We start from the raw sequence: 11,821 nt of genomic DNA, 5'->3' as shown, positions 1-11,821 counted from the left end.
AGCCTTAGCTCTTATGCGCCGCCGGTTTCGCGGCCGCCGCGGCGCTCGCCGCGTTCGATTTCTGCGCGCCGCCGTTCGCGTTCGCGCCGGCGTTTTCCGAAATGATGCGGGCGATTTCCGCGTCGGCCTCCGCGCCGTACTTGTCAAAGACGTTGGTCTGGTAAGCCGTGGTCGGCGCCTGGCCGAGCTGGCCACCGGTGTCGTCCTTGATGTTCACGTCGGCCTGCATCGACAGACCGATACGCAGCGGATGCTTCTCGAGTTCCTGCGGATCCAGCGAAATACGCACCGGCAGACGCTGCACGACCTTGATCCAGTTGCCGGTCGCATTCTGCGCGGGCAGCAGCGAGAACGCCGAACCCGTGCCGGCCGAGAAGCCGACCACCTTGCCGTGATACGGCACCGACGAGCCGTAGACGTCGGCCGTCAGTTCGACCGGCTGGCCGATGCGCATGTGCTTCAGTTGCACTTCCTTGAAGTTCGCGTCGACCCACACGTCATGCAGCGGCACGATCGCCATCAGCGGCGTGCCCGGTGATACGCGCTGGCCGACTTGCACCGAGCGCTTCGCGACATAGCCGGTGACCGGTGCGGGCAGCGTATTGCGAGCGTGGTTCAGATACGCGTCGCGCAGCTTCGCGGCGGCGGCCTGCACGTTCGGGTGATCGGCGATCGTGGTGTTCGCCGTCAGCGCTCGGTTCGCCGCGAGTTGCTGCTTGGCGGCGTCGAGCGCGGCCTGTGCGCTCTTCACGGCGTCGCGTGCGTGCGAGATTTCTTCCTGCGATACCGCGCCGGTCTGCGCGACCGTCATACGGCGCTTCAGGTCGTCCTGGGCACGCGACAGGTCGGCCTGGCTCGCCGCGACCCGCGCTTCATACTGGCTGTCGTCGGCGAACAGGCCGCGCACCTGGCGCACCACCTGCGCGAGATTGGCCTCGGCCTGTTCGAGCGCGACGCGCGCGTCGGCCGGGTCGAGCACGACGAGCGGGTCGCCGGCCTTGACGACCTGGGTGTCGTCCGCGTTGACGGCGATCACGGTGCCGGTCACCTGCGGCGTGATCTGCACGACGTTGCCGCTCACGTAGGCGTCGTCGGTGTCTTCATGGAAGCGCGCGACGAGGAAGTAGTACAGGCCATACGCGACCGCGGCAATCAGGATCACGATGACGAGCAGCGTCATCATGCGCTTGCGTTTGCCGTTGTTCGCCGCTTGCGGCGGAGTGGCGGGCTGCTGGGGGGTGCTCATTGATGTGCTCCGGGTTCTTTTGAACGTCGTCGTTTATTCGGGTGTTCGTGTGTATGCGTGTGCGTTGGCGCGGGCGGGCTCGCTCAGTTCGCGGCAGTGCTCGTGGCGTGGTTCGCGGCGCTGGCCGATGCGGGCGCATCGGTCGGCACGACGAGACCGGTCCGGGTCGCGTCGAAGCCGCCGCCCAGTGCCTTGATCAGACCGATCTGCAGACTGCGGCGGCGCATCTGCAGACCTGTGACCGTCTGCTCGGCGGCAAGGCGGTTCTCGTCGGCGGTGAGCACCTGCAGCTGCGGCGACAGGCCGGCCTTGTAGCGGATCACGGCGAGCTGGTACGCCTTGCTCGACGCGTCGAGCGCGCGCTGGGCGTCGCCCTCCTGACGGTCGATCGAGCGGATTGACGACACCTGTGTCGACACGTCCTGCAGCGCGTTGATCAGCGTCTGGTTGTAGTTCGCGACGTCGCCCTCGAAGTCGGCGTAGCGGCCCTTCAGTTGCGCGCGCAACGCGCCGGCGTCGAAGATCGGCAGATGGATCGCCGGGCCGAACTGGATCTGACGGCTCGAAGCGGTCAGGAAACGGCCCCAGCCGAACGCGTCGAAACCGAAGCCGGCCGCGAGATTCACGTCCGGGTAGAACTCGGCCTTCGCTTCCTTCACGTCGTGCATCGCGGCTTCGACCTGCCAGCGCGCGGCGACGATGTCGGCGCGGCGCGCCACGAGGTCGGCCGGGATGTTGTCCGGCAACGCGACCACGTCGCCGCCGGTCAGCACCGGCTTGTCGATCTGCAGGCCGCGGTCCGGGCCTTTGCCGAGCAGCGCGCCCAACTGGTAGCGCACGACGGTGATCTGGCCGTCGAGGTCGGTCAGGTTCGACTGGCTCGTCGCGATGTTGCCGGCGGCGGTTTGCTTCTCGACGTTGGTGTCGAGGCCGGCCGTCACGCGGTCGTTGGTGATGCGGCCGACGTCCTGGCGGTTTGCGATCTCACGCGCGGCGATGTCGCGGAACGCATACAACTGCGCGAGCTGGTTGTAGGTGCTTGCAACCGACGCGGCGAGCGTCACGCGTGCCTGCTGCATGTCGGCCTCGGCGGCCTTCTGCTGCGACACGGCCTGGCCGAGCCGCTGACGGTTCTTGCCCCACAGATCGAGATCCCAGGATGCGCTCGCGAGCACGTTGTTCTCGCTATACCAGGTGCCGCCGAACGGAGGCGGGAAGAGGGCGTTCGCCGAGTAGAGCTCGCGGGTCCACGAATAGCTGAGTTCGGCCTTTGGGAACAGCGCTGCGCGCGAGCTTTCGATATACGACGAAGCCTTCGCGAGCCGCGCCTGCGCCTGCGCGATCGACGGGCTGCCCTCGAGCGCTTCGGCGATCAGCTTCGGCAGTTGCGGGTCGCCGAACTGGTTGGCCCAGTCGAGCGATGGCCATTGTCCGCCCTCGTTGGGCAGACTCTGCGTCGACTCGTACTGCGTCGGCGAGGCGATCTGCTTGTCGCTTTTGACGCCGAAGTAGTTCGCGCACCCCGTGAGGGCGAGCGCCGTCACCGCGGCGGCGACAGCGGCCCGGCTCGACATCGCGGGCGCGGACAGGGAAAGGGATTTCATCGCTCGACTCTTCTTTGAGTGGAATGTATTGGTGGACGCAGCAAGCAAGCTATTACGATTTGCTATCGGGCTGGCCTGCGGCATCGCGGGAAAGTCCCGTGTGTTCGCCGGAATTGACGAGCACGCGGCGCAGCATGCTCTTCAGGAAGCCCACTTCCTCCGGGGTGAACCCGTTCAGCAGGCTATCAAGCACGCCATTGAAGATGGCCGGCATGCGGGCCGCGATCGCATGGCCTTCCGGCGTCAACGCGAGGCGCACGACGCGCCGGTCTTCGTTGCTGCGAACCCGGGTGAGCAGGCCGCGCTTTTCGAGACGGTCGATCAGGCGCGTGACGGCGCTTGCGTCGATACCGTATTCACGCGCCAACTCGGCCGCGAGCAGACATTTGCCGCTTGCCACCATGAAGAGGATGCTGCCTTGCTGGCTGGTGATGCCGAGTTCGGCCATGCTGCGCTGCGTAACCAGGTTCGACAGCGTCGACTTTACCCGCGAGATGAGATAACCGACGCTTTCGCCGAGCTGGTACTCGCAGATGTCCGGCGTGGGTTCGTTGGACGGTTCCGTCATGATTCTCGTGCGAATGCAATGGTTGACTAGGCATTAGTATAGCTGGCTGTTGATTGACACGACAAGCGTTAATACAGCTTAGGCAAGGATTATTTCGCGCTCAAGCAACAAGCCGTACGGATTGGCGTAGGGTGGGGCCAGACGGGGTTCGCGTAGCCCGTGAAGCTGGGGTGAGGGCACGGTCTATCGGTGAATACCAGAAAGGATCATCCGCGCGTGCTATAATTTTGGGTTCCCAAAAGTGCGCTTTGGGCTTGTTGTCGTGGTTCGGCTCTTCAACCAGCAGCATAAGCAAGCGGCGCACTCAACCGTCTTCAGGTTCCCTATGACCCGCGCCCTACGCAACATCGCCATCATTGCTCACGTCGACCACGGCAAGACCACGCTCGTCGACCAGCTCCTCCGTCAGACCGCCACGTTCCGCGAGAACCAGCAGATCGCCGAGCGCGTGATGGACTCGAACGACATCGAAAAAGAGCGCGGCATCACGATCCTGTCGAAGAACTGCGCGGTGGAGTACGAAGGTACGCATATCAACATCGTCGACACGCCGGGACACGCCGACTTCGGCGGCGAAGTGGAGCGCGTGCTGTCGATGGTCGACTCGGTGCTGCTGCTCGTCGACGCGGTGGAAGGCCCGATGCCGCAAACCCGCTTCGTCACGAAGAAGGCGCTCGCGCTCGGCCTGAAGCCGATCGTCGTGGTCAACAAGGTCGACCGTCCGGGTGCGCGGATCGACTGGGTGATCAACCAGACCTTCGACCTGTTCGACAAGCTCGGCGCAAGCGAAGAGCAGCTCGACTTCCCGATCGTCTACGCGTCGGGCCTGAACGGCTTCGCGGGTCTCACGCCTGATGTGCGCGACGGCGACATGCGTCCGCTGTTCGAGGCGATCCTCCAGCACGTGCCGGTGCGCCCCGCCGATCCGGAAGGTCCGCTGCAACTGCAGATCACGTCGCTCGACTACTCGTCGTACGTCGGCCGTATCGGCATTGGCCGTATCACGCGCGGTCGCATCAAGCCGGGCATGGCCGTCGCGGTGCGCTCGGGTCCGGATGGCGAAATCCTCAATCGCAAGATCAACCAGGTGCTGTCGTTCAAGGGCCTCGACCGCGTGCAGGTCGACTCGGCTGAAGCGGGCGACATCGTGCTGATCAACGGTATCGAGGAAGTTGGCATCGGCGTGACGATCTGCTCGCCGGAACAGCCGGAAGCGCTGCCGATGATCACCGTCGACGAACCCACGCTGACGATGAACTTCCTCGTCAATTCGTCGCCGCTCGCGGGCCGCGAAGGCAAGTTCGTCACCAGCCGTCAGATTCGCGACCGCCTGATGAAGGAACTGAATCACAACGTCGCGCTGCGCGTGCGCGATACCGGCGACGAAACCACCTTCGAAGTGGCGGGGCGCGGCGAACTGCACCTGACCATTCTGGTCGAAAACATGCGTCGCGAAGGCTACGAGCTGGCCGTGTCGCGTCCGCGCGTCGTGATGCAGGAAGTCGACGGTGAGAAGCACGAGCCGTACGAAAACCTGACGGTCGACATGGAAGACACGCACCAGGGCGGCGTGATGGAAGAGCTCGGCCGCCGCAAGGGCGAAATGCTCGACATGGCGTCGGACGGCCGTGGCCGTACGCGTCTCGAGTACCGTATTTCGGCACGTGGTCTGATCGGCTTCCAGTCGGAATTCCTAACGCTCACGCGCGGTACGGGTCTGATGAGCCACACGTTCGATTCGTACCAGCCGGTCAAGGAAGGCGCGGTCGGCGAGCGTCGCAACGGCGTGCTGATCTCGCAGGACGATGGCGCGGCAGTCGCGTACGCACTGTGGAAGCTGCAGGATCGCGGCCGCATGTTCGTATCGCCCGGCGAAGCGCTGTATGAAGGCATGATCATCGGCATTCACAGCCGCGACAACGACCTCGTCGTGAACCCGATCAAGGGCAAGCAGCTCACGAACGTGCGCGCGTCGGGTACCGACGAAGCCGTGCGTCTCGTGCCGCCGGTTCAACTGTCGCTCGAATACGCGGTCGAATTCATCGACGACGACGAACTGGTCGAAGTCACGCCGAAGTCGATCCGTCTGCGCAAGCGCTACCTGAAGGAACACGAGCGCCGCAGCGCCAGCCGCAACAAGGTTGCGGGCGAGTAAGCAGGACTCGAACCTGTCCGGATAGCGGGAAACAGAAGCCACCTTCGGGTGGCTTCCTTGTTTTTGGCGCATCAAAATTTGTCGCGCCGCATCATGTCTGCTCCTGACGGGGCAGTGCACGTGAGCACACCTATGTGCCGTACTCCTTCATTTCCTACAGAACACTGTTGCACGCTGTGAAGAGGTGCCCAGCAACCCGCGAAACGCCCGCCATCACAGGCTTTGCGCGTGTGCAGTCCGCTATCTGGACTATTCGTTCTGTGCTATGCTCCCGGGTGCAAAGTTTTAGGTCCTTCCAAGCAAGACTTGATTCGCGCAATCCGCTAAACGGTCAGGCCGTGTCGCGGAAGGTTCTGTAACCCGCTATTTCTCGAGAAGCTCGAAGAAAGGTGAGCGTAAAAATGATGAAGCAATTCCAGTCGAACTCTTATCTGTTCGGCGGCAATGCTCCGTACGTTGAAGAAATGTACGAAGCGTATCTCGATAATCCGGCGTCAGTGCCCGAGACCTGGCGCAGCTATTTCGATGCGTTGCAAAACGTGCCCGCATCGGATGGCAGCAACGCCAACGACGTGGCCCACGGCCCGATCGTCGAATCGTTTGCCCAGCGCGCCAAGGCCAATGCCTTCCTGCCGCGCGCAACGGCCGGCGGCGAAGATCTCGCAACCGCCCGCAAACAGGTCTACGTCCAGTCCCTCATCGGCGCATATCGCTTCCTCGGCTCGCAATGGGCCAATCTCGATCCTCTGAAGCGCCGCGAACGTCCCGCGATCCCCGAACTTGAACCCGCGTTCTACGACTTCACCGAAGCCGACATGGACCAGGAGTTCAGCGCAACGAATCTGTACTTCGGGTTCGAGCGCGCGACGCTGCGCGAGATCGTCAAAGCCCTGCGCGACACGTACTGCGGCACGATCGGCGCCGAGTACATGTACATCAGCGATCCGGAACAGAAGCGCTGGTGGAAGGAGCGGCTCGAATCGATCCGTTCGACGCCGAGCTTCAGCAACGACAAGAAGAAGCACATCCTGAACCGCCTGACGGCCGCCGAAGGCCTCGAGCGTTTCCTGCACACCAAGTACGTCGGCCAGAAGCGCTTCTCGCTCGAAGGCGGCGAGAGCTTCATCGCGGCGATGGACGAAGTCGTGCGTCACGGCGGTCTGCGCGGCGTTCAGGAAATCGTCATCGCGATGGCTCACCGCGGCCGTCTGAACGTGCTGGTCAACACCCTCGGCAAGATGCCGGCTGACCTGTTCGCCGAATTCGAAGGCAAGCACGTCGACGATCTGCCGGCTGGCGACGTGAAGTACCACAAGGGCTTCTCGTCGGACGTCGCGACCGAAGGCGGCCCGGTTCACCTGTCGCTCGCGTTCAACCCGTCGCACCTCGAAATCGTCAACCCGGTGGTCGAGGGTTCGGCTAAGGCGCGTATGGACCGCCGCGGCGACGAAAACGGCATCCAGGTGCTGCCGGTGCAGATCCATGGCGACGCGGCCTTCGCTGGCCAGGGCGTCGTGATGGAAACGCTGAACCTCGCGCAAACGCGCGGTTACGGCACGCACGGCACGCTGCACATCGTCATCAACAACCAGATCGGCTTCACGACGTCGGACCCGCGCGACTCGCGCTCCACGTTGTACTGCTCGGACGTCGTCAAGATGATCGAAGCGCCGGTGCTGCACGTGAACGGTGATGATCCCGAGGCGGTCGTGCTGGCCATCCAGATGGCGATCGACTTCCGCATGCAGTTCCATAAGGACGTCGTCGTCGACATCGTCTGCTTCCGCAAGCTGGGCCACAACGAGCAGGACACCCCGGCCGTCACGCAGCCGCTGATGTACAAGACGATCTCGAAGCACCCGGGCACGCGCGCGCTGTACGCTGAAAAGCTTGTGCAGCAGGGCGTCATCAAGTCCGACGAAGGCGACGAATTCGTCAAGGCCTTCCGCAAGGCGATGGACGAAGGCCATCACACGGTCGATCCGGTGCTGTCGAACTACAAGAGCAAGTACGCGGTGGACTGGGTGCCGTTCCTGAACCGCAAATGGACCGACGCAGCCGACACGGCCGTGCCGCTCGCCGAACTGAAGCGCCTCGCCGAGCGCATCACCACGGTTCCGGAAAACTTCAAGGTTCACCCGCTCGTCGAGCGCGTGATCAACGACCGTCGCGCCATGGGCCGCGGCGAAGCGAAGCTCGACTGGGGCATGGGCGAGCACCTCGCGTTCGCATCGCTGGTCGCGTCCGGTTATGCAGTGCGCCTGACCGGTCAGGATTCGGGCCGCGGCACGTTCACGCACCGTCACGCGGTGCTGCACGACCAGAACCGCGAGCGCTGGAACGACGGCACCTACGTGCCGCTGCAGAACATCGCCGAAGGTCAGGCGAAGTTCACGGTGATCGACTCGGTGCTGTCGGAAGAAGCGGTGCTCGGCTTCGAATACGGTTACTCGACCGCTGAACCGAACACGTTCGTCGCGTGGGAAGCGCAGTTCGGCGACTTCGTGAACGGCGCGCAGGTCGTGATCGACCAGTTCATCTCGTCGGGCGAAGTGAAGTGGGGCCGCGTGTCGGGCCTGACCATGCTGCTGCCGCACGGCTACGAAGGCCAGGGTCCGGAGCACTCGTCGGCGCGTATCGAGCGTTTCCTGCAACTGTGCGCAGACCACAACATGCAGGTCGTTCAGCCGACCACGCCGGCGCAGGTCTTCCACCTCCTGCGTCGCCAGATGATCCGCCTGTTCCGCAAGCCGCTGATCGTCTTCACGCCGAAGTCGCTGCTGCGTCACAAGGAAGCCGTGTCGGATCTGTCGGAACTCGCGAAGGGTTCGTTCCAGCCGGTCATCGGCGAAGTGGACGAAGCCATCGACGCGAAGAAGGTCAAGCGCGTGATCGCCTGCTCGGGCCGCGTGTACTTCGATCTGGTCGCGCATCGCCGTGAAGCGAAGGTGAACGACGTCGCGATCATCCGTATCGAACAGCTCTATCCGTTCGCGCACAAGCAGTTCGAAGCGGAAATGAAGAAGTACGACAACGCGACCGAAGTGGTGTGGGTGCAGGACGAGCCGCAGAATCAGGGCCCGTGGTTCTACATCGAGCACCACCTGAAGGAAGGCATGAAGGAAGGGCAGAAGCTGGCGTACAGCGGCCGTCCGGCTTCGGCTTCGCCTGCAGTCGGCTACTACGCAAAGCACTACGAGCAGCAGAAGGCGCTGATCGAAGGCGCTTTCGGCCGCCTCAAGAGCGCGTCGATCGCTAAGTAAAGAAACAGACGAGCCGGGAAAGCGCAGTGCGCTTTCCCGCGCCGCGCCGAACCTTTCCCATGTAGTTCAGGCGCGGCGCTCCCGGTTCGCAGGCGGTCGTGAAGAAGCGCCGTCACCCGATACGTATTCAGGATACTCATAATGGCTATTGTTGAAGTCAAGGTTCCCCAGCTCTCCGAGTCGGTCTCGGAAGCGACCATGCTGCAGTGGAAGAAGAAGCCCGGCGAGGCTGTCGCTCAGGACGAAATCCTCATCGAAATCGAGACCGACAAGGTCGTGCTCGAAGTGCCGGCACCGGCAGCAGGCGTGCTCGCGCAAGTCATCTCGAACGATGGCGACACGGTCACGGCTGATCAGGTGATCGCGAAGATCGACACCGAAGGCACCGCAGGCGCCGCCGCTGTCGAAGCCGAAGTGAAGCCGGCTCCGGTCGCGGCTGCGGCTGCCGCGCCGGCCGCTGCTCAGGCTGCTGCCGCAACGGGCTCGAACACCGCTGCTTCGCCGGCTGCCGGCAAGCTGATGGCCGAGAAGGGGCTGGCTGCTGGCGACGTCGCCGGCACGGGCCGCGACGGCCGCATCACGAAGGGCGACGTGCTCTCCGCCGGCGCTCCCGCTGCCAAGGCCGCACCGGCTCCGGCTGCCGCTCCGAAGGCTGCGAAGCCGTCGCTGCCGGACGTCAAGGCTCCGGCATCGGCCGACCAGTGGCTGAAGGACCGTCCGGAACAGCGCGTACCGATGTCGCGTCTGCGCGCACGTATTGCCGAGCGTCTGCTCGAGTCGCAGCAGACCAACGCCATCCTCACGACGTTCAACGAAGTGAACATGGCGCCGGTCATGGATCTGCGCAACAAGTACAAGGACAGGTTCGAGAAGGAACACGGCGTGAAGCTCGGCTTCATGTCGTTCTTCGTGAAGGCTGCGGTTCACGCGCTGAAGAAGTTCCCGCTCGTGAACGCGTCGATCGACGGTAATGACATCGTCTATCACGGCTACTTCGACATCGGTATCGCCGTCGGTTCGCCGCGCGGTCTGGTGGTGCCGATCCTGCGCAATGCGGATCAGCTGAGCCTCGCCGACATCGAGAAGAAAATCGCCGAATTCGGTCAGAAGGCGAAGGACGGCAAGCTGTCGATCGAAGAAATGACCGGCGGTACGTTCTCGATCTCGAACGGCGGCGTGTTCGGCTCGATGCTGTCGACCCCGATCATCAACCCGCCGCAGTCCGCGATTCTCGGCGTGCACGCCACCAAGGAACGCGCTGTGGTCGAAAACGGCCAGATCGTGATCCGCCCGATGAACTACCTCGCGCTGTCGTACGACCACCGCATCATCGACGGCCGCGAAGCCGTGCTGTCGCTGGTCGCCATGAAGGACGCGCTGGAAGATCCGGCTCGCCTGCTGCTCGACCTGTAAGCATCCTCGGAGCGCGCCGGCTTGTGAAATCGCAAGCCGGCGCCATCTAGTCGGTACGTCTTTAGCATTTCGCAGTACAGGAACGGCGCGCGTCACGTCAGGTGGCCCGGCGCCGTTCCGCCATCAAAGGGATTGTCATGTCCAAAGAATTTGACGTCGTCGTGATCGGCGCAGGCCCTGGCGGTTATATCGCCGCCATCCGCGCAGCGCAGCTCGGCAAGACCGTCGCATGTATCGAAAAGTGGAAGAACCCGGCCGGCGCGCTGAAGCTCGGCGGCACCTGCCTGAACGTCGGCTGCATTCCGTCGAAGGCGCTGCTCGCGTCGTCGGAAGAGTTTGAAAACGCGTCGCATCACCTCGCCGACCACGGCATCTCGGTGGGCGACGTGTCGGTCGATATCTCGAAGATGATGTCCCGCAAGGACGGCATCGTCGAGAAGATGACCAAGGGCATCGAATTCCTGTTCCGCAAGAACAAGATCACGTGGCTCAAGGGCCATGGCAAGTTCACCGGCAAAACCGACGCCGGCGTGCAGATCGAAGTGAGCGGCGAAGGCGAAACCGAAGTCGTCACCGCAAAGAACGTGATCATCGCGACGGGTTCGAAGGCGCGTCATCTGCCGGGTATTCCGGTCGACAACAAGCTGATCGCCGACAACGAAGGCGCACTCTCGTTCGACACGGCACCGAAGAAGCTCGCCGTAATCGGCGCGGGCGTGATCGGTCTGGAACTCGGTTCGGTGTGGCGCCGCCTCGGCGCCGACGTGACCGTGCTCGAAGCGCTGCCGGAATTCCTCGGCGCGGCTGACCAGGCGCTGTCGAAGGAAGCGGCCAAGCAGTTCAAGAAGCAGGGTCTCGACATCCACGTCGGCGTGAAGGTCGGCGAAGTGAAGACGAGCGCGAACGGCGTGACGATCGCCTACACGGACAAGGACGGCAATGCGCAGACGCTCGAAGCCGACCGCCTGATCGTGTCGGTCGGCCGCGTGCCGAACACCGACAACCTCGGTCTCGAATCGATCGGCCTGAAGGCCAACGAGCGCGGCTTCATCGACGTGGACGACCACTGCGCGACGGCCGTGCCGAACGTGTACGCGATCGGCGACGTGGTGCGTGGCCCAATGCTCGCGCACAAGGCTGAAGACGAAGGCGTGATGGTCGCGGAAGTGATCGACGGCCAGAAGCCGCACATCGACTACAACTGCGTTCCGTGGGTGATCTACACCGAGCCGGAAATCGCGTGGGTCGGCAAGACCGAGCAGCAGTTGAAGGCCGAAGGCCGCGAGATCAAGTCCGGCCAGTTCCCGTTCATGGCGAACGGCCGCGCGCTCGGCATCAACAAGGCGGACGGTTTCGTCAAGATGATCGCCGACGCGAAGACCGACGAACTGCTCGGCGTGCACATCATCTCGGCGAACGCATCGGACCTGATCGCGGAAGCCGTGGTGGCGATGGAGTTCAAGGCGGCGTCGGAAGACATCGGCCGTATTTGCCATCCGCACCCGTCGCTGTCGGAAGTCATGCGCGAAGCGGCACTCGCCGTCGACAAGCGCGCGCTGAACATGTAAGCAC

Annotated in this window: 7 protein-coding genes; 4 read left to right on the top strand and 3 right to left on the bottom strand. The window is 63.6% G+C overall.

Going from position 1 to position 11,821, the window contains the following annotated elements:
- Window positions 1–4: 4 nt before the first annotated feature.
- The 3 genes from EVC45_RS02530 to EVC45_RS02520 form a co-directional block, all read right to left on the bottom strand.
- Window positions 5–1,246, bottom strand: coding sequence for an EmrA/EmrK family multidrug efflux transporter periplasmic adaptor subunit (locus EVC45_RS02530; protein WP_129956463.1), 1,242 nt, complete (start codon window positions 1,244–1,246; stop codon window positions 5–7).
- A gap of 83 nt (window positions 1,247–1,329) precedes the next feature.
- Window positions 1,330–2,850, bottom strand: a complete 1,521-nt coding sequence (locus EVC45_RS02525; protein WP_129956462.1) for an efflux transporter outer membrane subunit — start codon at window positions 2,848–2,850, stop codon at window positions 1,330–1,332.
- A 52-nt stretch (window positions 2,851–2,902) separates the two neighbouring features.
- The gene (locus EVC45_RS02520) at window positions 2,903–3,418 is read right to left on the bottom strand and encodes a MarR family winged helix-turn-helix transcriptional regulator (protein WP_129956461.1); all 516 of its coding nucleotides are present in this window, start codon (window positions 3,416–3,418) and stop codon (window positions 2,903–2,905) included.
- A gap of 325 nt (window positions 3,419–3,743) precedes the next feature.
- Between EVC45_RS02520 and typA the strand changes: the two genes are divergently transcribed.
- From typA to lpdA, 4 genes are all read left to right on the top strand, one after another.
- Entirely contained in the window at window positions 3,744–5,573 is a 1,830-nt protein-coding gene (typA, locus tag EVC45_RS02515; RefSeq protein ID WP_129956460.1) for a translational GTPase TypA, read from the top strand.
- A gap of 401 nt (window positions 5,574–5,974) precedes the next feature.
- Window positions 5,975–8,836, top strand: a complete 2,862-nt coding sequence (locus tag EVC45_RS02510; RefSeq protein WP_129956459.1) for a 2-oxoglutarate dehydrogenase E1 component — start codon at window positions 5,975–5,977, stop codon at window positions 8,834–8,836.
- A 141-nt stretch (window positions 8,837–8,977) separates the two neighbouring features.
- A complete protein-coding gene (gene odhB / locus EVC45_RS02505; RefSeq protein ID WP_129956458.1) occupies window positions 8,978–10,249 on the top strand; it encodes a 2-oxoglutarate dehydrogenase complex dihydrolipoyllysine-residue succinyltransferase in 1,272 nt (423 codons plus the stop codon).
- Window positions 10,250–10,386: 137 nt separating this feature from the next.
- Window positions 10,387–11,817, top strand: coding sequence for a dihydrolipoyl dehydrogenase (gene lpdA / locus EVC45_RS02500; protein WP_129956457.1), 1,431 nt, complete (start codon window positions 10,387–10,389; stop codon window positions 11,815–11,817).
- The last annotated feature ends 4 nt before the right edge of the window (window positions 11,818–11,821 follow it).

The organism is Paraburkholderia sp. UYCP14C (assembly GCF_004197395.1).
GTDB lineage: Bacteria > Pseudomonadota > Gammaproteobacteria > Burkholderiales > Burkholderiaceae > Paraburkholderia.
Note: the sequence above shows the minus strand (reverse complement) of the source record. Positions and strands in the feature narration are given on the sequence as shown.